The 22,105-nt window shown below is 42.5% G+C and carries 18 protein-coding genes; 14 read left to right on the top strand and 4 right to left on the bottom strand.

Translation table 11 applies throughout. The features are described from left to right. Nucleotides 1–54: 54 nt before the first annotated feature. The 11 genes from murI (at nucleotide 55) to QWZ01_RS04095 (ending at nucleotide 13,524) form a co-directional block, all read left to right on the top strand. The gene (gene murI / locus QWZ01_RS04145; RefSeq protein WP_290321970.1) at nucleotides 55–897 is read left to right on the top strand and encodes a glutamate racemase; all 843 of its coding nucleotides are present in this window, start codon (nucleotides 55–57) and stop codon (nucleotides 895–897) included. Between the two features lie 458 nt (nucleotides 898–1,355). Continuing rightward, nucleotides 1,356–2,426, top strand: coding sequence for a complex I subunit 1/NuoH family protein (locus QWZ01_RS04140; RefSeq protein ID WP_290321969.1), 1,071 nt, complete (start codon nucleotides 1,356–1,358; stop codon nucleotides 2,424–2,426). Nucleotides 2,427–2,569: 143 nt separating this feature from the next. Further along, entirely contained in the window at nucleotides 2,570–3,157 is a 588-nt protein-coding gene (locus QWZ01_RS04135; protein WP_290321968.1) for a 4Fe-4S binding protein, read from the top strand. Further along, entirely contained in the window at nucleotides 3,154–3,702 is a 549-nt protein-coding gene (locus QWZ01_RS04130) for an NADH-quinone oxidoreductase subunit J family protein (protein ID WP_290321967.1), read from the top strand. Before QWZ01_RS04135 ends, QWZ01_RS04130 begins: the two co-directional genes overlap by 4 nt. Beyond that, on the top strand, nucleotides 3,699–4,004 hold the full coding sequence (gene nuoK, locus QWZ01_RS04125; protein WP_290321966.1) for an NADH-quinone oxidoreductase subunit NuoK: 306 nt from the start codon (nucleotides 3,699–3,701) through the stop codon (nucleotides 4,002–4,004). Before QWZ01_RS04130 ends, nuoK begins: the two co-directional genes overlap by 4 nt. A gap of 82 nt (nucleotides 4,005–4,086) precedes the next feature. After that, the gene (locus tag QWZ01_RS04120; protein WP_290321965.1) at nucleotides 4,087–6,141 is read left to right on the top strand and encodes an NADH-quinone oxidoreductase subunit 5 family protein; all 2,055 of its coding nucleotides are present in this window, start codon (nucleotides 4,087–4,089) and stop codon (nucleotides 6,139–6,141) included. Between the two features lie 5 nt (nucleotides 6,142–6,146). After that, a complete protein-coding gene (locus tag QWZ01_RS04115; protein WP_290321964.1) occupies nucleotides 6,147–7,751 on the top strand; it encodes a complex I subunit 4 family protein in 1,605 nt (534 codons plus the stop codon). Between the two features lie 14 nt (nucleotides 7,752–7,765). Continuing rightward, nucleotides 7,766–9,265, top strand: a complete 1,500-nt coding sequence (locus tag QWZ01_RS04110) for an NADH-quinone oxidoreductase subunit N (protein WP_290321963.1) — start codon at nucleotides 7,766–7,768, stop codon at nucleotides 9,263–9,265. Nucleotides 9,266–9,369: 104 nt separating this feature from the next. Beyond that, nucleotides 9,370–10,677: an ammonium transporter gene (locus tag QWZ01_RS04105; protein WP_290321962.1), complete on the top strand. Its 1,308-nt coding sequence runs from the start codon at nucleotides 9,370–9,372 to the stop codon at nucleotides 10,675–10,677. A 117-nt stretch (nucleotides 10,678–10,794) separates the two neighbouring features. Then, complete coding sequence (locus QWZ01_RS04100) at nucleotides 10,795–11,421, top strand: alpha-ketoglutarate-dependent dioxygenase AlkB family protein (RefSeq protein ID WP_290321961.1); 627 nt, start codon at nucleotides 10,795–10,797, stop codon at nucleotides 11,419–11,421. 195 nt (nucleotides 11,422–11,616) lie between these two features. Further along, complete coding sequence (locus QWZ01_RS04095; protein WP_290321960.1) at nucleotides 11,617–13,524, top strand: amidophosphoribosyltransferase; 1,908 nt, start codon at nucleotides 11,617–11,619, stop codon at nucleotides 13,522–13,524. A gap of 296 nt (nucleotides 13,525–13,820) precedes the next feature. Here the strand turns inward: QWZ01_RS04095 and QWZ01_RS04090 are convergent, their stop codons facing one another. Continuing rightward, nucleotides 13,821–14,477 (bottom strand): LysE family translocator, encoded by a 657-nt coding sequence (locus QWZ01_RS04090; protein ID WP_290321959.1) that lies wholly within the window; start codon nucleotides 14,475–14,477, stop codon nucleotides 13,821–13,823. 170 nt (nucleotides 14,478–14,647) lie between these two features. On the opposite strand from QWZ01_RS04090, the gene QWZ01_RS04085 reads away from it, so the two are divergent. Beyond that, nucleotides 14,648–16,282, top strand: coding sequence for an MFS transporter (locus tag QWZ01_RS04085; RefSeq protein ID WP_290321958.1), 1,635 nt, complete (start codon nucleotides 14,648–14,650; stop codon nucleotides 16,280–16,282). A gap of 92 nt (nucleotides 16,283–16,374) precedes the next feature. Beyond that, a complete protein-coding gene (locus QWZ01_RS04080; RefSeq protein WP_290321957.1) occupies nucleotides 16,375–16,833 on the top strand; it encodes a deoxycytidylate deaminase in 459 nt (152 codons plus the stop codon). Nucleotides 16,834–16,990: 157 nt separating this feature from the next. On the opposite strand, the gene cmk is transcribed toward QWZ01_RS04080, so the two are convergent. Next, nucleotides 16,991–17,665 carry a (d)CMP kinase gene (cmk, locus tag QWZ01_RS04075; RefSeq protein ID WP_290321956.1) on the bottom strand — a complete coding sequence of 225 codons (675 nt, stop codon included), beginning with the start codon at nucleotides 17,663–17,665 and terminating at the stop codon, nucleotides 16,991–16,993. 126 nt (nucleotides 17,666–17,791) lie between these two features. Here cmk and arfB point away from each other — a divergent pair, with 126 nt between their 5' ends. Next, nucleotides 17,792–18,199 carry an alternative ribosome rescue aminoacyl-tRNA hydrolase ArfB gene (gene arfB / locus QWZ01_RS04070; RefSeq protein ID WP_290321955.1) on the top strand — a complete coding sequence of 136 codons (408 nt, stop codon included), beginning with the start codon at nucleotides 17,792–17,794 and terminating at the stop codon, nucleotides 18,197–18,199. Nucleotides 18,200–18,278: 79 nt separating this feature from the next. Here arfB and QWZ01_RS04065 read toward each other — a convergent pair whose 3' ends face one another. Both QWZ01_RS04065 and lon read right to left on the bottom strand, forming a co-directional pair. Continuing rightward, nucleotides 18,279–19,226: a lipid A deacylase LpxR family protein gene (locus QWZ01_RS04065; RefSeq protein WP_290321954.1), complete on the bottom strand. Its 948-nt coding sequence runs from the start codon at nucleotides 19,224–19,226 to the stop codon at nucleotides 18,279–18,281. Between the two features lie 96 nt (nucleotides 19,227–19,322). Further along, nucleotides 19,323–21,797 (bottom strand): endopeptidase La, encoded by a 2,475-nt coding sequence (gene lon / locus QWZ01_RS04060; RefSeq protein WP_290321952.1) that lies wholly within the window; start codon nucleotides 21,795–21,797, stop codon nucleotides 19,323–19,325. Nucleotides 21,798–22,105 lie beyond the last annotated feature (308 nt).

Below are 22,105 nucleotides of genomic sequence, written 5' to 3'. Positions count from 1 at the left end.
CATTAAAAGGAAAGCGTTCTGTATTTACAGAACGCTTTTTTTATTTTTGTATATATGCACCAGCAACCTATAGGTATCTTCGATTCGGGCTTTGGAGGCCTTACCGTTTTCAAATCAATTATTGAGCAGCTTCCGGGATATGATTATATATACCTGGGCGATAACGCGCGCGCGCCTTACGGAAACCGGTCATTCAACACCATTCATCAGTACACATGGGAGTGTGTGCAATGGATGTTTGAACAGGGTTGCCCATTGGTTATACTGGCTTGTAATACTGCATCTGCAAAGGCATTGCGCACCATTCAGCAGCAGGACCTTAAACTGGGTGATCCCGAAAAAAGGGTATTGGGTGTGATACGCCCCACTGCAGAGGTTATTGGTGACTACAGCAAAACCAGAGAGATAGGAGTGCTGGGTACTAAAGGAACTGTACAGTCGGGCTCATATCTTCTGGAGATCCAAAACTTTTTTCCGGATATCAAGGTGCATCAGCAGGCCTGCCCGCTATGGGTACCGCTTATTGAAAACGGCGAATATGATCAGCCCGGTGCCGATTACTTTGTAAAACTGTACCTTGATCAGATCATGGCTCAGTCATCACAAATTGATACCATTTTATTAGCCTGCACGCATTACCCTTTAATTCAGCAGAAGATAGAGGCTCAACTACCATCGCATGTAAAAGTGGTGGCCCAGGGCGATATTGTGGCCAAAAGCCTGGTTGATTACCTGCAACGCCATCCCGAAATAGAAGCCAAACTGACCAAAAACGGCGTTAACCAGTTTTTTACTACTACTGATGATACAGCCGATTTTGATCACCATGCATCACTGTTTTTCTCGGCCCCGGTAAAATCAACCTTCATCTCCGCCAATGATCTGGTGAAGTGTTGAGGTAATGAATTTGTCTGAACCACAATTAAGCAGATTTATTGGATTAAAAAAAGATGTCATGCTGAGCTTCGTCGAAGCATGGTGGGCAGGCCTCTGCGCTCTACCCTTCGACTGAGCTCAGGGTGGTAGCCCGCTTGTGCCGTGTTGGTGTTGTCACTATAAGTGTTCGGAAGAAATAGAACCGAGGGCCAGTGTGATTCCCTCCCCTGGGAGGGTGTAGGGAGGGGTTTAATCCGCAGGCTTATTCGTTTGAGTATTGGCGTGTAAACCCCTCCCAGCCACTACACAATCTCCCGAGACAGAATTAGAAAATCCTTCATACTACCCATAAATCCGCTTAATCCCAATTTAGGAAAAAACATAATCTTTCCCCATAATCCCCACCAACTTTATATACTACACTTATCGCCTAAATTATTGTAACATTTAGTAAGTTTGCAGCTTTAGCAAAAAGGCACTTGAATTATTATATCACATATTTTATTGTAGCTATCGGGTTGTTTAGTTTTTCGGCCTTTTTTGCGTTGGCGGGTGTTTATGCAGAACGTAAGATCTCGGCCTACATACAAGACAGGCTTGGCCCTACCGAAACCGGTAAATTTGGCTCGCTCCAAACCCTGGCCGACATTTTAAAAATGATCCAGAAGGAGCTTATTATCCCTGCCGCAGCCGATAAATGGTTGTTTATGCTGGCGCCTGCAGTAATTTTTATCGCGGTATACATGGGCTTTGCTGCCTTGCCATGGGCACCAGGCCTTATCCCTTCAAAAATAAACCTGGGTATATATTATATTTTTGCCATCATCTCTGTAGAAACCCTTGGCATATTAATGGCCGGTTGGGGATCGAATAACAAATATTCTATTTTGGGTGCTATGCGCTCGGCCGCGCAGATCATCTCATACGAGATACCTGCCGGGTTTGCTATTATAGCAGTAGTCATGATAGCGCAAACCCTCAACCTGCAGGAAGTAGCCATGCAGCAGGGGATTTTGGCTACCGAAAAAATAAAATTTGCGGGCTTTTGGGATGTATCGAAAATTGGTGGTCTGTTCAGCTGGAACGTGTTTCGTGCCCCGCACCTGATCATAGCGTTTGTGATTTATTTTATAGCATCCCTGGCCGAAAGTAACCGCGCGCCTTTTGATATTCCTGAGGCCGAATCAGAGTTGGTTGCAGGCTTTCATACCGAATTTACAGGCATCAGGTTTGCCCTGGTGTTTTTGGCAGAGTATTCCATGATGTTCCTGGTATCCATGATCGGCGTTATATTATTTTTAGGCGCCTGGAACACGCCCTTACCAAATATAGGTTCGGTACATTTGGCTACCTGGACAACTGGCATGGCCTGGGGCATTTTATGGGTAACCCTGAAAACACTGACCCTGGTTGCCATACAAATGTGGATCAGGTGGACACTGCCCCGTTTTCGGGTAGACCAGCTCATGAACCTTTGCTGGAAGGTGCTAACTCCTCTGGCCTTTGCATGTATGCTGATATCGGGTATATGGCGCCTGTGGCTAATGTAGTTTGGAAGGGGCAAGGACGAAGGGATAAAAGATAAAAGACGATAGAGAGAGTCAAGAGATAAGAATCAAGAGATAGAAAAATCATAAATCAAAAAAGAGAAAAAGATCAGCGAAATCAACGTAATCAAACAAATCAGCGGTCAATGTATAAAAGAGTAATAAACGGTTTTACAACTGCATGGAAAGGTTTAACCCTTACTGTGAAGCACCTGTTTGCGTCAAATGCCGACAGGAAGATTACGACCGTGAGTGACAGCAATTACTTTAAACAGCTGGAAGGTACCAACACCATACAATATCCCAAACAGCAGTTACCCGTACCCGAAGTGGGCCGGTACCAGCTGGATGTGGAGATGGACGACTGCATTGTGTGCGACCTGTGCGCCAAGGTATGCCCGGTAAACTGCATCGATATTGAAGCCATCAAAGCTACCGAAGCCATTGGCCAAACATCCGACGGTACTATTAAACGCCTCTATGCAGCCAAGTTTGATATTGATATGGCCAAATGCATGTACTGCGGTTTATGTACCATAGTATGCCCAACCGAGTGCATCACCATGACTAACCAGTACGATAAAACCGTATTTGAATTGAGCGATCTTACTTATCAGTTCTCAGATATGCCGCCTGAAGTCGCAGCTGAAAAGCGTGCATTGTTTGATAAGCAACAGGCCGAAAAACAAGCCGCCAAGCTTGCCGCCATGCAAAAAAAGGAGGGCGGGGCATGAGTTTGGTACGCGTACTGTTTTACTTTTTAAGTTTTATAGCCATAGCATCGGCGCTGTATGCGGCATCGAGCAAAAATCTGGTGCGCAGTATATTTGTATTTTTTGTAACCCTGTTTGCGCTCGCGGGCCTGTATGTACTGGCCCTGGCCGATTTTGTGGCCGTAACCCAGGTGGTTATTTATGTGGGAGGCATACTGGTGCTTATCCTGTTTGCCTTTATGCTTTCAGGGAAAGAAACTTTGAATATATTACAGCAACAGCAGGAAAAACTTTTCAGCCTGAAAAAGCTGCCGGCTTTACTTTTGGCGGGAGTGTTTTTTATTGTGCTGATCAATGTAGTACTTAAGGCTGATGTGGATAATCTGCAATGGGTTAAGGATGCCATCAGTTTTAAAAACGAGATCACGCCCAATGCCGTGATGATCGATAATATTGGTATCAATTTAATGACGCGTTACCTGTTGCCTTTTGAGGCTATCTCTATTTTGCTGCTGATGGCTTTAATAGGGGCGGCGCACCTATCACGTAAGGAGGGCAAGGTATGATCAGCCTGACAGATTTCATGGTAGTAAGTGCGGCCTTATTCTGTATAGGCTTATACATGGTTATTACCAAGCGAAACGCCATCCAGATATTGATAGGTATCGAACTGATATTGAATGCTGCCATACTAAACCTGGTGGCCTTTGGTAAATACGATAAGGTGAACAACAGCGGGCAGATATTTGCCTTGTTTGCCATTGTGCTGGCAGCAGCCACAACGGCGGTAGCGCTGGCTATTATACTGAATGTTTACCGCAGGTATAAAACCATTGATCCGAATGATATTAATAAACTGAGAGATTGAAATTAAGTATCAAGATATTAGTATCAGGTATCAATATTTTCAACAGGTCTTGATACCTGATACTAAAAAATAACAAACCAAATTGGAAGACTTTTTACATTCCATACAACTATTAAATTATACGGTGGCAGCTGTAGCGTTGCCACTGTTTGCTGCTTTCATAAACTTTTGCCTGCCGGTAAAAAGTAAATGGGCTGGCTGGGTATCTACCATAGCTATCCTGCTAAGCTGTGTGCTATCGGCCAGGGTATTTGCCGGGGTTTGGAATAACAATCCAGTACATGCGCAGCATGTATGGTTCACCGTTGGCCAAACCGAGGTGATGGCGGGCTTACTATTAAACAATCTTTCGGTGTTACTATTGCTGCTGGTGTCGCTCATTGCCTTGCCTGTGCATATATACTCTACCGCGTACATGGCGCATGACGACAGGCGCAGCCGTTATTTTACCTACCTCAGCTTTTTCTGCTTCAGCATGCTGGCATTGGTTGTGGTTGATAGCCTCGTACTGTTCTACGCTTTTTGGGAACTGGTGGGCTTTTCATCATACCTACTCATAGGGTTTTGGTTGACCAGAAATAAAGCGGTACAGGCCAATAAAAAGGCCTTCATCATGAACCGCATAGGCGATATTGGCCTTTTGAGTGCCATCATCATATTGTTTACCCAGTATCACACCTTTGATATTGTTCAGCTTTTTGCGCAGAAAGGATTAGTAGCTCAATCGGTTATTAAAGATGGAGTGTGGATAGCTGCTACCGGGCAGATGCCTGCCATTTGGCAATATGTTGCCTGCGCAGGAATCTTTTTAGCGGTAGCCGCCAAATCTGCACAGTTCCCGCTGCATACCTGGCTGCCCGATGCCATGGAGGGCCCAACTTCCGTATCGGCGCTGATCCATGCGGCTACTATGGTAGCTGCCGGCGTGTTTTTATTGGGCAGGGTTTACCCCATGTTCACCGGAACTGAGCTAACCATACTGGCTGTTACCGGCTGTTTTACCGCATTCATGGCAGCAACCATCGCTCTTACACAAAACGATTTGAAACGAATCCTGGCTTATTCCACCATATCGCAATTGGGCTTTATGATCCTGGCGATGGGGGTAGGTGCTTACGCTTCGTCCTTATTTCATTTGGCTACCCACGCGTTTTTTAAATGCCTGCTGTTTTTGGTGGCCGGTATCGTTATTCATGAAATGCAGCATGTTAAGGAAGAGAACAACCTTGATATTGATGCTCAGGATATTTCATTAATGGGAGGTTTGCGAAAAAAGCTGCCGATCACGTTCATTGTGGCGGTTATTGGCAGTTTGGCCCTGGTTGGTTTGCCGCTTACTTCGGGTTACTTGTCTAAAGATGGTATCCTGATACAAGCCTTTGAATGGAGTGAGGGCAAAAGTGTGTTGTTTAAGCTGATCCCGGTATTGGCCTTGCTCACCAGCTGGCTTACCGCGTTTTACGTGACACGGCTTATGGTAAAAGTGTTTTTTGGCGAATTTAGACTGTTAAAAAGTTACCCTAACGCAAAACTGCACATGCACGATGGTGGGCTGCAATATAAACTGCCTATAATTTTACTGGCGGTGTGCTGTTTGTTTCCTTTGTTTTCTTTCAATCCGTTTTCATACGGGCATGCCTGGTTGTTCAGTGGTTTAACATCCCTTGGTAATCATGAGGGCGAAAGTATATATCATACCATTATCCCGGTATTGGTTAATATCATAAGTGTGGTGGTGTTGTATGCGGCTTATGTTATTTATACCAAACCCAACGGCTTCAAATTTCAACAAAGCGGATTTTTATATCGCTTGTCATACAATCAATGGTATTTAGATGCGATTTACCAACGTTTTGTAGTGAAACCCGTATTACGTTTGTGCAGCGCCACTTTTTGGGTAGACCGTAATGTGATCGACGGCTTTTTACACCTGCTGACCAGGATAAGTGGTTACATCGCCAAACTTACTGCCTGGACTGATGAGCATATTGTTGATGGCTTTTTACATTTAATGGCATCAATAGTGCAAAGTATTGGCAATTTTGCTCGGAGGTTTCAAAACGGTAAAATACAATACTACCTGTATAGCATGTTGGTGATTGTGTTGGTGCTGTTTATTTTAAAAATACTGATCTGAACCTGATGAATATATTAACCATACTCTTACTTGTACCTGTACTGTTCGGCCTGATCATTATACTGACACCATCATCATTGCGTGCCAGTTTTAAATATATTACCCTGCTGGCTACACTGATACAGTTAGGCATCAGTATATGGATGTATCTGCATTTTAAAACGGGCGCAGCTTACGGAGGCATCAATCATGAAGATCAGTACCAGTTTGTGCAGAAGCTCCCATGGATCTCGCTGAACCTGGGCAGTGCGGGTAAAATGCAGATCGATTACTTTATTGGTGTGGATGGCATGTCGATAGCGCTGCTGGTCATGACCTCATTGGTTATGGTGATCGCCACGTTATCATCATGGGAGATCAAGAGTAACCTGAAAGGGTTTTTCCTGCTGTTCCTGCTGCTGGATATGGCAGTTATCGGGGTGTTCTGCGCGCTTGATTTCTTCCTGTTCTACCTGTTCTACGAACTGATGTTACTGCCCTTATACTTCCTGATAGGGATGTGGGGTGGCGCACGCCGGGAATATGCGGCCATCAAGTTTTTCCTGTATACCTTATTTGGTTCGGTATTTATGATGCTGGTGATGGTAGGGTTGTACCTTTCCGTTACCGATCCGGCAACCGGCAACCATACCTTCAACATTATACAAATGATGAATCCTGCTAATTACAGCGCGCAGTCGGTGTTTTCTATAGCAGGGCATCAAACCATATTAGGTATGCCTGCCCGAACCGTTGGTTTTGTAGTGCTGTTTATTGCTTTTGCCATTAAGGTGCCAGTGGTACCTTTACATACATGGTTGCCTGATGCACACGTGGAAGCGCCAACACCTGTATCCATCATACTGGCAGGGGTGCTGTTAAAAATCGGTGGTTATGGTATTATCAGAATTTGTTTAGGGATTTTCCCCGAAGTAGCTACAACAGGTGCTTTTTGGTTAGGCCAGCTTGGGGTTATCTCTATTTTATATGGAGCTTTCAATGCTCTTGCTCAGAAGGATCTGAAACGGATGATCGCTTATTCTTCCGTATCACATATGGGTTTTGTGTTGCTGGGTATTGCCTCTCAAACCGCCGAAGGTATAAGCGGAGCGATGATGCAAATGGTAAGCCACGGGTTTTTATCAACTATGCTGTTCTTCCTGGTGGGTGTGCTATACAACAGGGTGCATGACAGGGGTATTAACCATTTCCGCGGACTAAGCACATTGATGCCGAAATATACGGCCTTTGTCATGATAGCCTTTTTTGCATCCTTAGGTTTACCTGGTTTTTCAGCATTTGTGGCCGAGGCGTTTACGCTGGCCGGTACGTTCAGATCGTCGTCAGTAAATGGTTTAGTGCCTTACTGGATGGCAGTTTGCGGTTCGCTGGGTATTTTATTAAGCGCAGCTTACTTTTTGTGGACGCTGCAACGCATGTTCTTCGGCCCCGAATCATTAAAAGGCGGCGATGTATGGAAGATAGCCCTTACCGATCTGAACCTGCGCGAAAAACTTACCCTGGCACCGCTGGCCATCATTGCCATAGCCCTGGGAGTTATGCCTTCGCTGGTTTTTGAAAAGATCAATGATTCGGTACTTAGCCTTATTCAGTTTTTACAGCTTAAATAGTTCAATAATAACCAATGCACGATCTGCTACCGCATATATCTGAGTCTTTGTCACATGTTTTTGGCAGCATAAGGTATTTTGTGCCCGAAGTTTACCTTACACTGCTATTTATCATAGTACTGATAACGGATCTGATATTTGGTAAAAGATCTGCTCAATTATGCCGCACTATAGCTTGTGCCGGCTTGGTGCTTATCATGTTTAAAGATCTGCAGCAGATAGCTTTGGTGGTTGATGGCGAACATTTTATATTCAGTAATATGTTGCTGGTAAGCCGCATCGGTATATTTTTCAAATTGAGTATTGATGTATTGTCGTTTGTCCTGTTGCTGTACTTTACCTGGGATAATAAGCTGAACGCGCATCAGAAAGGATTGTCTGATCTGTATTCTATTACCATAGCATCTATTCTTGGTTTGCATTTAATGGTGATGGCGGTAAACCTGCTATCCATATACCTGGCTATTGAATTGGTATCTCTTGCATCATACCTGATGGTAGCATACCGTACCGAAAATGCTTTCAGTACAGAGGCGGGGTTAAAATATGTGCTGTTTGGTGCGGCCTCTTCGGCCATTATGCTGTATGGGATATCCTTGCTGTATGGCTTTAGTGGCTCACTTGATATTGTTTTTCAGAGCAGTATTGCGCAGTTATCAAAGGTAAACCCGATTAGTTCATCATTTGCGGTTATACTGGTTTTAATTGGCATTGGATTTAAACTGTCGTTTGTACCTGTGCACTTTTGGGTGCCCGATGTGTACCAGGGAGCCAGTACACCCATAACGGCTTACCTTTCAACCGTACCCAAAATTGCAGCATTTGCATTGCTAACAAACTTTTTGCCTCCGTTTATGCTCGCCAGTTCGTGGAGAGGCTTTGATATAGGAATAATACTATCCGCAGTAGGTATAGTTACCATGATTGCAGGTAATTTTGCAGCTGTTATGCAAAGCAATGTGAAGCGAATGCTGGCTTACTCCAGCATTGGGCATACCGGTTTTGCATTAATGGCGGTGGTTGTGCTAACATTGCAGGGAGTATCGGCCATTACTTATTACTTATTGGTATATAGTGCGGCCAATATCGGCGCTTTGGCGTTGGCCAGCTATTTTACCAACGAAACCGGTGCTGAAGAAGTAGAACATTACCGCGGACTTGGCCTTAAATATCCTATAGCCTCTGTTTGCTTCGTAATTATCTTAATATCATTAACAGGATTACCTGTAACTGCAGGATTTACCGGAAAATTGTTTGTTTTTTCGGCAGTTTATGCGGTTTATCAGCAAACGCATAACATTTGGTTAATGTTATTGATGATTACCGGAGCCTTAACTACGGTAGTTTCGCTGTTTTACTATCTTAAAATACCTTTGAATTTATTTTTGAAAAGGAAAGAAATGCCAGAAATAAGCGGCATAAAATCCATGAATTTATTGATTTTATCAATCATTGTAAGCTTTATGCTGATTTTGCTCGGTATTTTCCCTGATTTTGTGCTTCGGTATCTATAATTTTTCAATTTTCGCAATTTTTTAACAAAAACATAATAATCTTCGTTTTTTTATAATTAAAATCATACTTTCAGGCCGTTTTACAAAGCAATTTCAATATTTTCATGAAGCGGTACTTTCCTTTTGTAATAATTCTTATTATTTTAACATTAACCTTTGTTTTTCCATCTGTAGACTTTAAAGATTCGGGTCATCCTAACTTTAATACCGGTGATATTGCCTGGATGCTGATGTCAACAGCCCTGGTTTTGATCATGACGCCTGGATTAGCCTTTTTTTACGGCGGAATGGTTAATAAAAAGAATGTAATATCAACTATGCTGCAGAGTATAGTTTGTATGGTAATAATTACGGTGATGTGGGGCATATTCGGCTTCAGTTTAGCCTTCGGCGATAGCTTTCATGGTTTTATTGGTAATCCGCTTACCTATTTTATGATGAAGGGGATGCTGGGCAACGCAACATGGAAAGCGGCACCAACCATTCCACTGTTGTTGTTTGCCATGTATCAGCTTAAGTTTGCTATTATAACCCCGGCCCTTATTACCGGCGCCTTTGCCGAGCGTATCCGCTTTAATTCGTATATCATTTTCCTTTGCCTGTTCTCGATATTTATATTTTCGCCGCTGGCGCATTGTACCTGGCATCCTGATGGCATATTAGCCAAATTTGGTGTGCTTGACTTTGCAGGCGGTACCGTAGTACACATGTCGGCCGGATGGGCTGCGCTTGCATCGGCCCTGTATTTAAAACGCCGTAACGAGGCTAATCATTCACCGGCACGTATCACTTACGTAATGATCGGTACCGGCTTGTTATGGTTTGGCTGGTTTGGTTTTAACGCAGGTTCGGCTTTTGGGGCAAACGCTTTGGCGGTTACCGCTTTGGCTACCAGCACCACAGCATCGGCCGCTGGCGGTGTTACCTGGATATTTTTTGATATGCTGCGCGGCCGCAAACCATCGGCAATGGGTACATGTATTGGTGCGGTTGTGGGTTTAGTTGCTATTACACCGGCTGCTGGTTTTGTTACCGTGCCGCACTCACTGGCTATTGGTATTATATCGGCAGTGGTGAGTAACCTGGTGGTTGAGTGGCGCACACGCACTTCAATTGATGATACTTTAGATGTGTTCCCTTGTCACGGTGTAGGTGGTATGGTGGGTATGTTGCTTACCGGTGTGTTTGCTAACCAGCATGTAAACGCGGGTAACACTACGGGTAACGGCTTGTTTTTTGGCGAAACCCACTTATTCCTGGTTCAGTTAGTAGCGCTTGTAGGTGTATCTATATTTTCGTTTTTCGGTTCATTATTGTTATTGAAAATTACGGATATGATATCACCGTTAAGGGTATCAGCAGCGGATGAAGTAGTAGGGTTGGATATTAGCCAGCATGGCGAAAAACTATAGTTTTGAATTTCAAACCAAATCTAAATAAACCTAAAGTCCGGCCACAAGCCGGATTTTTTTGTTAAACCATATACCATAGTTTCTGTCCAACAGTTAACTATAAGTCGGAGTATGAGTATGAGCCTTTTTGCAGATAATCAGTTAAACATTTTTAAAGCCACCCATCAAAATCTTTTACCGTTTGATGGAGAGGTATTCCTGTATCCTAATTTTTACCAGGAAGAAGGTGTTTACGATTTGTTTGAGGAACTGAAACATACCATTTTATGGAAACAAGATAAAATGAAGATCTACGGAAAGTCGGTTAGTTTTCCGCGCCTCACTTCCTGGTATGCCGATGGTGATAAAACCTATACTTACTCGGGCGTGGTAAATACGCCTATTCCATTTACCCCGTTATTGCTAAAAATAAAAAAGGCGGCCGAGCAACAATGCGACAAACCATTTAACGCCGCCCTGCTCAACTTTTACCGTGATGGCGACGATAGCATGGGCTGGCATAGCGACAATGAGAAAGAATTAAGCGGTAACCCGGTTATAGCTTCCGCATCATTTGGCGCCACACGTACTTTTCAGTTTAAGCACAAAACGCAAAAAAACGCGAAGGTGTCTGTAGCGCTCAGCAATGGCAGCCTGTTGGTTATGCAAGGCGAAACACAGCATAACTGGCTGCACCAGGTTCCCAAAACCAGCAAAGAGGCTGGCCAGCGCATAAATATCACTTTCAGGGATATTAAATACTGACCGGGTTACAGTGTTTTTATGTCGTTCTGAATGGTCGTTTTTGGTAAAACTTGAAAAGAATAGTTGTTTAAACACAAATATATTTTGCACAAAAATTTAACGTTAAGCTAACTTATCCACAAACTACCGTTTAATGACAATTGGTATTGCCGTAGTTAACTAATAAATGATACCTTTGCAGCCTCATTCCAAATCATGAGCGATCAGATTAAACATGAATGCGGTGTGGCGTTTATCCGCTTATTAAAGCCACTATCTTATTATCAGAAAAAGTACGGAACAGCTCTGTACGGCCTGAACAAGCTTTACCTTTTAATGGAGAAACAACATAACCGCGGCCAGGATGGCGCAGGTGTTGCCACTATTAAACTGGATATTGAGCCTGGCAAGCGGTACATCAGCAGGCACCGCTCAATGGCGTCAAACGCTGTTGCTGATATTTTTGAATACATCCAGAAGAAATTCGCGGATATTCAGAAAGAATCTCCCGAAAAACTCGAAGATGCCGAATGGCTTAAAGAGCATGTGAGCTTTACAGGCGAAGTTTTACTGGGGCACCTGCGTTATGGTACCCATGGTAAAAACAGCATTGAAAGCTGCCATCCATTTTTAAGGCAAAACAACTGGCAAACCCGTAACCTGGTTATAGCAGGTAATTTCAACATGACCAATGTTGATGAACTGTTACAACAACTTTACGACTTGGGTCAGCATCCGAAAGAGAAAGCAGATACGATCACTGTGCTTGAAAAGATCGGTCATTTTATTGATACCGAAAATCAGGGCTTGTTTGATCAGTATAAACGCGAAGGACTTGACGACAACATGGAGATCAGTAAGTTGATTGCCAACGATATGGACGTAGCCAAGATACTCCGTAAATCGGCCAAAAACTGGGATGGTGGTTATACCATTGCAGGTATATTAGGCCACGGCGATGCATTTGTAATGCGCGACCCGGTTGGTATCCGCCCTGCGTTTTATTACTATAATGATGAAATAGTTGTTGCCGCCTCAGAGCGCCCGGCTATCCAGACAGCATTTAACATTCCTATTGAAGAAATTAAAGAGATACGCCCAGGCCATGCTTTAATTGTTAAAAAGAATGGTAAAGTAACTGAGGATATGTTTAGCGAGCCGCTGGAAAAGAAAGCCTGTTCATTTGAACGCATCTATTTTTCAAGAGGAAGCGATGCCTCCATCTACCGCGAGCGTAAACAATTAGGCAGGCTGCTTTGCCCGCAAATATTGAACGCGGTTGATCATGATATAAAAAACACCGTATTTTCTTACATCCCTAACACAGCCGAAGTTGCCTTTTATGGTATGGTTGAAGGTGTACATAAATACGTTAAAAAATACCAGCGCGATAAGCTGCTGAACCGTGCAGATAAGATCAGTGAGGAAGAGTTAACAGAAGTATTGCAACTTGCACCAAGGGTTGAAAAAATTGCCATTAAAGATGTAAAGCTGCGTACTTTCATTACCAACGATGCCGACCGAAGCGAAATGGTGGCTCACGTGTATGATACTACCTACGGCCTGATCAACAAAAATACCGACACTTTAGTAGTTCTTGACGACTCTATTGTGCGTGGTACTACATTGAAACAAAGTATCCTGAAAATTCTGGACAGGCTTGGCCCTAAAAAGGTAGTGGTAGTTTCATCGGCTCCGCAGATTCGTTACCCGGATTGTTATGGCATTGATATGTCGCGCATGGGTGAGTTTGTTGCTTTTGAAGCTGCTATCAGTTTGCTGAAAGAAATGAAACGTGAGGATATTATCCTTGATGTTTACCAGAAATGTAAGGATAGCGCCAAGCTGCCTAAAGAAGAGGTGGTGAACTATGTAAAAGCCATTTATGAGCCGTTTACAGATCAGGAGATCTCTGATCGCATAGCGCAAATCATTACACCAAAAGGTATTAAATGTAAAGTGGAGGTTTTATACCAAACTTTAGATAACCTGCATATTGCCTGTCCTGATCATACCGGCGACTGGTACTTTAGCGGTGATTACCCAACTCCGGGTGGTAACAAGGTTGTTAACCGCGCCTTTGTTAACTGGATGGAAGGTAAAAACCAAAGAGCTTACATGTAAAAGCCTAACCCCCCAAAGGGGAACATGATATACAAGGCGATGGATTTAGATTCATCGCCTTTTTTGTTTGCCATATTCGGCTTTATGTTGTTGAGAAGAAACGAAGCAAAGCGAATTGTCTGAACCTGATTTTTAGGATTAAAGGATTATTGGGATTTCTATACAATATGATTAAAGTCTGTATCTATTATATATGACAAATGTTTTTTATGCAGCCCGTTACAAATTAACGAAGCATAGAAAATCCTGTAATCAAATGAATCCTGGTCCAGACAAAATAAATGATAGGTAGAAATTTACGATACCGCCGGGGCCGCGAATATAAAATGGGTTACCAGTTTATCTACTAAAATAAGTGAGGCGATAATGAGGGCTATACCGGCTACCTCGTTAAGGCGGTGTACTAATTTAACCGATATTTTATCGCGCAGTTTATTGGCGTAAAAGGCTTTGGTGGTATCCATGCCGAATTGTACAATAAGTACGGTGGCAAACATTACGGCAATTTTAATGGAGCGATGGGCAACTCCTTCGTGAAAAACGGTACTTGCGGTACCTATAACAGTTATCCAATGAAAGAGCAGGGTAGGGTTAAAAATGCACATCAAGAAGCCCTTTAAAAAATAGCCTGCGCGGTTAATGCCCGAGGGAACTTTATTATTATAGTTAACCTCGCCTTTTTTAAACAGGTAGCGGATGCCTACACTAAATAATATGATACTGCCAACAACACCGGCTACAGTTTTGGCATGGTTTGATATATCAAAATACTGAGAGCCAAACAGAATGGCACCCACAAAAACAATATCGCTGCAAACTACACCCAGAGCAAGGGCAACGCCTGCATGAAAGCCTTTTTCAATGCTGGTTTTAATAAGAGCAAAAAAGACCGGGCCAGTCAAAAACGTTAACACTAATCCAATCCCAATTCCCGAAATAACAGCTTCTATCATTATTGAGGCTTAAGTTCCAAATTTTGAACCATGCGAATATGCAATTTTATCTCTTAAACAACGAAACTTAAAATTGTGATTTATTTAATTTGAAAAAGTATAGTCACTTTTTACAAAAAATGGATTATGTTTAGCGATTCAAAAAATATCCCGAATAACTAAACATTACAATGGAACAAAACGACAAAAAGAATTACAGCTCAGCATTGTATACGCTGATCACTGTATTTTTCTTCTGGGGCTTTTTAGCTGCATCAAACGGTATTTTCATACCATTTTGTAAAACGCATTTTCATTTAACTCAATTTGAGTCGCAACTGATAGATTTTACGTTTTATGGTGGGTATTTTATCGGTTCGTTAATACTTTATTTTGCGTCACAAGCCAGTAAGGTTGATATCATGAATAAGCTGGGCTATAAAAATGGTATCATATTAGGTTTGGTGATATCGGCCTTAGGCGCATTGGGAATGATCCCCGCGGTGGCTACAGGTTCATTTGGGTTTATCCTGGCGGTATTTTTTATTATTGCCGTAGGTTTTTCATTACAGCAAACGGCGGCAAACCCGTTTGTGGTTGCTTTGGGCCCTGCAGAAACAGGCTCAAACCGTTTAAATTTTGCTGGTAGTATCAATAATATAGGTGCCTTATTAGGCCCGATTGTAGTGAGTGTGGTATTGTTCGGTTCGGCATCGGCTAAAGCTGCTGCATCTGAGGTTAAAATATCATCTATCAATAACCTCTACTATATGCTTGCAGCATTATTTATAGCTGTAGCTATTTTCTTCTGGTTCTCCAACCTGCCTAAGGTTACCAGCGACGAAAAAATGGAATCAAGCAGCAAGGCTAATAAACCATTGTTCATCATTTTTATAGCATTCCTTCTCATATTAGCAGCCGACCCGCTTAGCTTAGCTATACATATCCCAAGCCAGTATTTCGTTTACGCTTCATTGGCTATTATCATATTTACGCTGGTAGGTACCATTTTTGCCGCCAAAAAGAGTAAAGAGGGCTGGGGTGCTATGCAATACCCTCAATTGATTTTAGGTATGATTGCCATTTTTACCTATGTAGGTACCGAGGTAACCCTACAAAGTAACATGGGATCGTTATTGAAAACACCTGAGTTTGGTTCATTTAACGAGTCGGATATTGCACCCTATATTTCATTATACTGGGGTAGCTTGATGATAGGCCGTTTTGCAGGATCAATTGACGCGTTCAATTTATCAAAAACAACCAAATATATTTTATACATCATTGTACCATTTGTTGCATTCGGGTTAGTGTTGTTTGCCAACGTGGTTAGCGGTGTTAATGTAAGCAACCTGTATACTTATGCAATTTGTGTTTCTGTACTAATTGTGGCTTTCTTTATTGGTCAGCAAAAGCCAACCCGTACGCTATCGGTACTGGGTTTATTAGGTGTAATATTTGTTTTGATCGGTCTGTTTACAACCGGCAGGGTAGCTACTTTCGCTTTCATTAGCGGTGGCTTATGCTGCTCTATTATGTGGCCATCTATATTTGCATTGTCAATTACAGGTTTGGGTAAATATACCAGCCAGGGTTCGGCATTTTTAATCATGATGATCCTGGGCGGTTCTATTATACCACCGCTGCAAGGTAAAATTGCCGACGGCAGTAACGATATTATTAAAGGCATGAGCGGTATACACTTCTCATATATTGTACCTGCTATAGGCTTTGCTTACCTGGCATATTTTGCCTGGAAGGTGAGCCGCGAACTGCGCAGCCAGGGTATTGACCTTGACCACGTAGAAGCAAAAGGCGGACATTAATATTTAGTTCATTACTTCAATGGTTCATTGGGTTCTTGGTAGCAATACCAATTAACTAATGAACCATTGTTGTTTTTAAACCAATTAAGCAAATGAAACCAAGTTTCGATCATATTTTCATGAATCTGGCTACTGATCTGGCTAAGCGTTCGCACTGCGTAAAAGCCCATGTGGGGGCAGTTTTAACCCGTGATACCCGTATTATCTCCATAGGTTATAACGGGCCGCCTGCAGGTACGCATAACTGTGATGAGGAATGGCCGGCTGAGGGATGTCCGCGAGATTCAAAAGGCAGCTGCTCACTCGCACTGCATGCCGAAGAAAATGCGATTTTATACGCTGTGAAAAACGGAGCCAAACTGGAAGGCGCAACGCTGTATATTACCTTATCGCCGTGTTTGCCTTGTGCCCGCCTGATATTTTCGGCTGGCATCAAACATGTTTACTTTGATAAATCATACGCAGAATATAAAGGCTTACCCAGCGATGAAGGTGTCGACTTTTTGAATAAGTTTGGAGTTAAGGCAGAGAAATTTAAAGACGATTTATAGACTATGGGACTTTAGGATTATTAGACTTTAGGACTATTAGATAAAAGACTTTTGGACAAAGGATTTAAACTCTAAAAGTTGCTGAAGAACAAGTGTAGTATCGTTAAATCAGTTTTTTGTTTTTCTATTAGTCCTAAAGTCCAATCGTCTTATAATCCTAAAGAATAAACGGGCGCACTCTTTCCAGTGCAAAATCTAATTGCTGCTCGGGGGTAAGGTTGGTATTGTCTAAAACAACAGCATCTGCAGCCCTTACCAACGGACTTTCTTCCCTGGTGGTGTCCTGGTAATCGCGGTGGGCGATGTTCTCAAATACCTCTTCTAATGTAATTTCGGGATTCTTGTCGATGATCTCTTTATACCTCCGTTCGGCACGAACTTTTGGGTCGGCTGTCATGAATATTTTCACGGTGGCATTAGGGAAAACCGTTGTGCCGATGTCGCGACCGTCCATCACAATATTTTTAGAGTGACCCATGCGCTGCTGCTGTTTCACCATCTCTTTACGTACCTCGCGCAGGGCCGATACCTCGCTTACTTTTTCAGAAACCGGCATCAGGCGTATCTCTTCAGATACTTCCTCATCATTAAGGGTGATGTGGGTTTGATAGTCGCGGGAGTGAAAGTTGAGATGGATGTTTTTCAGGGCTTCCTCAATTTGCTCATGATTGTGTACATCAATATTGTTGCGCAAAAAGTAGAGGGCAACGGCGCGATACATGGCCCCGCTATCTACATAAATAAAGTGAAGTTTTTTGGCTAAAGCCTTGGCCAGCGTACTTTTACCACATGATGAATACCCATCAATTGCTACTACAATATTTTTTTTCATAAGCGCCACTAAAGTACAAAATTATGTGAATGGTTGGTGAGGTAAGCATATTATGTTGAACAGCCTGTTTTAAACCACGCTACTTAATTTATGATTGGCGGTGCAGAAAATGATTACTTTTGAAAAATGAACCTTACAAAATCAGCTCTTCAAACCGAAATTACTTATAAAACATCGCGCAGTGGGGGTAAGGGAGGTCAAAACGTAAACAAGGTATCGAGCAAGGTTGAACTTTTATTCAACATTAACGAATCGGGATTATTTACTGATGAAGAAAAAGTACTGCTGGCCGATAAACTTCAAAACCGGTTAAATAAAGACGGTTTGGTTCAAGTTATTTGCGATGAAGAACGAAGTCAATATCTGAACAAGGAAAAGGCTGTAGAAAGGCTTGTAGTGCTGCTTACAAAGGCTTTACAGAAACCAAAAGTGCGCAGGCCCACCAAAGTAAGCAAAGCTGCCAAAGCGGCCCGTTTAAACGATAAAAAGAAACACGCCTCTAAAAAAGAGAACCGTAAGGTAAGCTTTGATTAAGATTATCTGAATCAAAGCTTACAGAATTTGAGAATTATAGAATTGTTTGTTTATTTTGATACCTCTCAAATTCTGATACTTATTTAAACCTGTAGGCTCCGGTGATGCTGGCCCATTGGTGCGATCTGATCATTTCCTCAACATCCTTGGTATGGAATATGGCTGCTATGTCAAATGCAAAACGGCTGGTGGTAAAGGCCACGCCCAGCTGATTGCTGAATATTACCGGTTTTTTATTCAAGGTAACTTCCTGGCTGTTTGGGTCATGGCTTCTTAACAGGCTGCCTTGTATGGTAGCATCATAAAGTACGCCGTTAACCTGTGGTTTGTAATAAAAGAAGATTTCATGTGCATGCAACAGTCCGGTTTGGTCTTGCGCCGAAACAGTACTTTGCGTACTTACCGAGTTGAATAACTGATTGAAATTTCCTAAACGCAGCAACGGGCCTACTCCTGCACCGGTAAAGCCATTACCGAGGTTTGCGTAAGAAGCTAAACTGACGTCGATCCATGATGCCCTGGCCAGTAATTTATTGTATTCGGCACCCAGGTTAAGTTCTGCATCATTCCTGATCTGGTATTGCCAGCCGTTCAGGTGGTAAAAGCCAAAGGTGTTATGAATAAGCTTTTGTACAGGCTCGCCGCCTGCTGCCGGGCCAACCAGGCCTATCTGGGCGCTTAATTTAAGATTACCCTCGTTCTTATACAATAAGTTAAGTGTTGAGCCAATATAAGTGTATGCGGCAAATGGCCTGTCGATAAAATCGGCATTGGGTACATAGCCCGATTGCGGGTTGTACATTTTTTGCCCTATCTCAAAACCTAAGACTTTGTTTTGAAGATCGTTGTTGGCTTTTAAGGCCTTACGATAATAAAAGAAAATTCCGTTGGTGTAATACCTGTCAGAACCCTGACCGAGGTACGAATCGTTGTCTGTTTGTATGGCAAATTCGTGGCTGCGTGTTTGAGCAAATGAACCGATGGTAGCAAACAGGCACAGCAGTGTCAGGAATAGTTTATTGAGCATTAGGTGTTTTAATATTGAGTGCCTAATATAAAAATTTGAACTGATTTATATACCGCAAAAAAAGAGGGGTTAAAATAAAATTTTAACCCCTCTTTTTTAATTAGCAACTGCTTTTACATCCTCCTTAACCGTTAGGTCAAGCGGGTCCTTTACCTTTTCATCTAAAAGGGCCAGTGCAATTACGTCGCGCATATCAGTAATATAATGAAATTTAAGATCCTTGATATAATCTTCCTTAATTTCCAATATATCTTTCTGGTTTGATTTGCAGAGAATGATCTCTTTTATGTTGGCACGTTTTGCGGCCAGTATTTTTTCTTTGATACCGCCAACGGCTAAAACACGGCCACGCAGGGTGATTTCGCCGGTCATGGCCAGGTTTGGTTTTACCTTACGTTGGGTAAAAGCCGAAACCAATGCGGTAAGCATGGTAATACCTGCCGAAGGGCCATCTTTTGGTGTAGCACCTGCCGGAACGTGCACGTGTATATCCCACAGATCAAACAGTTTCGGGTTGATATTGAAATAATCTGCATGTGCCCTGATATAAGCAAGGGCAATAGTTACCGATTCTTTCATCACATCGCCAAGGCTTCCGGTTAAGGTTAAGCGACCTTTACCGGGACTTAAACTTGCTTCAATAAACAGGATATCGCCGCCAACTGAGGTCCAGGCTAGGCCTGTTACCACACCGGCAACATCGTTACCTTCATAAAGATCTTTATCAAATATGGGAGCTCCCAGTATTTTTTCAATATCCTTTTTACTTACCACAGGATTGTATTCCTCTTCCAGTGCTATGTTTTTAGCCACTCCGCGAACTACCGAGCCTATCTTTTTTTCCAGCGAGCGCACACCCGATTCACGGGTATAATCAACTATCACCTTTTCAATTACATCTGTTTTAAGGCTGATATCCTTCAGCTTTAAGCCGTGTGCTTCGCGCTGTTTAGGCAACAGGTGTTGTTTGGCTATCTCAATTTTTTCTTCAATGGTGTAACCGTTTACCTCGATGATCTCCATCCTGTCTAACAAAGCAGGTTGAATGGTACTCAATGAGTTGGCGGTAGCTATGAACATCACATTTGAAAGGTCAAAATCCATTTCAACGTAGTGGTCATAAAAGGTGCTGTTCTGTTCAGGGTCAAGCACCTCTAATAAAGCCGATGATGGATCGCCCCTGAAATCGTTACCTACTTTATCAATCTCGTCTAATATAAAAACAGGATTGGCAGCTCCTGCCTTTTTTACCGATTGTATGATACGGCCAGGCATTGCACCAATATATGTTTTACGATGGCCCCTGATCTCGGCTTCATCACGAATACCGCCCAGCGCCATACGTACATATTTGCGGCCCAATGCTTTGGCTATTGATTTGCCGAGAGATGTTTTTCCAACTCCGGGAGGGCCCACCAAACAAAGGATAGGGGCTTTCATATCATGTTTTAACTTAAGCACGGCCAGGTATTCAATAATACGCTGTTTTACTTTATCTAAGCCAAAGTGATCTTTATCCAGTACTTTTTGGGCACGTTTAAGGTCAAAGTTATCTTTGGTAAACTCGTTCCACGGCAAATCAAGCAACAGCTCCAGGTAATTGATCTGTACCGAATAATCGGCAGCAGCCGGGTTGGTGCGGGTTAATTTTTCAAGCTCTTTGGCAAAATGGTCTTTAACCTCTTTTGCCCATTTCTTTTTAACGGCGCGCTGGCGCAGGCTGTCAATCTCCAGGTCGGGGGAGTTACCTCCTAATTCTTCCTGGATAGTTTTTAACTGCTGATTTAAAAAGTAATCGCGCTGTTGTTTATCCAGGTCAACCCGTACCTTGGTTTGAATCTGGTTTTTAAGTTCCAGCATTTGCAAATCAAGAGTAAGGTGCTCCAGAACCATGGTAGCCCGCTCGCGGAGGTTGGCTACTTCAAGCAAACGCTGTTTGGCTGTCATATCGGCATTCATGTTTGACGATATGAAGTTGATCAGGAATGAAGTGCTTTCGATGTTGCGTATAGCGATACCAGCCTCACTCGGAATATTGGGCGATAGCTGGATAATGTTCATGGCCATATCCTTAATGGATGATACCATCGCCTTAAACTCTTTATCCTCTTTTGCTTTTATTTCTTTAAAAGGTTCAACCGTAGCCTTAATGTAAGGCTCGCTTTGTACTTCTTCTTTTAAAACAAAACGTTTTTTACCCTGAATGATAACGGTAGTGTTACCATCGGGCATTTGCAGCATTTTTATGATAAGGGCAATAGTGCCTATCTTATTCAACTGGTCAAAATTAGGGTCTTCTATCCCCACATCCTGTTGCGCAACCACCCCAATCATCCGGTTGCCTTTGTTGGCATCACGTATTAGTTTAATTGATTTGTCTCTGCCAACAGTTATGGGTATTACCACCCCCGGAAATAAAACCGTGTTGCGCAATGGCAGTATCGATAATATCTCAGGCATCTCCTCATTGTTCATTTCCTCCTCATCTTCGGTAGACATTAAAGGAAAAAACTCAGAGTCCTCGTTTATAACCGGTAAAGCATTTTTGAAATCAAATGGATCAAAACTCATTATAATATTTTATGTGTAGAAAAACCGTCATGTTGTCAGCCTGTTAAAATTAACGGGCTATTAAATATAGGTAAAATTGTGGTTATTACCTGTTGGGTATTATGTTTCAAGAGCTGTGCCAAGTTATGTCAATTATAAGTAACATTCAATTTAACAGTGTAATAGTTTGATTAAATGGTTATTACAAATAATATCGGCATTTGGTAATAAAATGAGAATTTGTTGATAAAGATGAAAAAAAGTCATACTATAGCTTTCTGGAATTTTTTGCAGGAAAAATTTATAAAAGCATCGTCTTGTATAATATT

It is taken from the genome of Mucilaginibacter aquaedulcis, from assembly GCF_030409325.1.
Classification (GTDB): Bacteria; Bacteroidota; Bacteroidia; order Sphingobacteriales; family Sphingobacteriaceae; genus Mucilaginibacter; species Mucilaginibacter aquaedulcis.
This window is presented reverse-complemented; position numbering and strand designations above follow the sequence as displayed.

Bases quoted from the DNA above. Each gene is read 5' to 3' on its own strand.
- arfB (WP_290321955.1), top strand. From the start codon at position 17,792: ATGAACCTTACAAAATCAGCTCTTCAAACCGAAATTACTTATAAAACA.
- cmk (WP_290321956.1), bottom strand. From the start codon at position 17,665: ATGAAAAAAAATATTGTAGTAGCAATTGATGGGTATTCATCATGTGGT.
- QWZ01_RS04110 (WP_290321963.1), top strand. From the start codon at position 7,766: ATGCACGATCTGCTACCGCATATATCTGAGTCTTTGTCACATGTTTTT.
- murI (WP_290321970.1), top strand. From the start codon at position 55: ATGCACCAGCAACCTATAGGTATCTTCGATTCGGGCTTTGGAGGCCTT.
- QWZ01_RS04135 (WP_290321968.1), top strand. From the start codon at position 2,570: ATGTATAAAAGAGTAATAAACGGTTTTACAACTGCATGGAAAGGTTTA.
- QWZ01_RS04090 (WP_290321959.1), bottom strand. From the start codon at position 14,477: ATGATAGAAGCTGTTATTTCGGGAATTGGGATTGGATTAGTGTTAACG.
- QWZ01_RS04095 (WP_290321960.1), top strand. From the start codon at position 11,617: ATGAGCGATCAGATTAAACATGAATGCGGTGTGGCGTTTATCCGCTTA.
- QWZ01_RS04105 (WP_290321962.1), top strand. From the start codon at position 9,370: ATGAAGCGGTACTTTCCTTTTGTAATAATTCTTATTATTTTAACATTA.
- QWZ01_RS04085 (WP_290321958.1), top strand. From the start codon at position 14,648: ATGGAACAAAACGACAAAAAGAATTACAGCTCAGCATTGTATACGCTG.
- lon (WP_290321952.1), bottom strand. From the start codon at position 21,797: ATGAGTTTTGATCCATTTGATTTCAAAAATGCTTTACCGGTTATAAAC.
- QWZ01_RS04065 (WP_290321954.1), bottom strand. From the start codon at position 19,226: ATGCTCAATAAACTATTCCTGACACTGCTGTGCCTGTTTGCTACCATC.
- QWZ01_RS04130 (WP_290321967.1), top strand. From the start codon at position 3,154: ATGAGTTTGGTACGCGTACTGTTTTACTTTTTAAGTTTTATAGCCATA.
- nuoK (WP_290321966.1), top strand. From the start codon at position 3,699: ATGATCAGCCTGACAGATTTCATGGTAGTAAGTGCGGCCTTATTCTGT.
- QWZ01_RS04100 (WP_290321961.1), top strand. From the start codon at position 10,795: ATGAGCCTTTTTGCAGATAATCAGTTAAACATTTTTAAAGCCACCCAT.
- QWZ01_RS04115 (WP_290321964.1), top strand. From the start codon at position 6,147: ATGAATATATTAACCATACTCTTACTTGTACCTGTACTGTTCGGCCTG.
- QWZ01_RS04080 (WP_290321957.1), top strand. From the start codon at position 16,375: ATGAAACCAAGTTTCGATCATATTTTCATGAATCTGGCTACTGATCTG.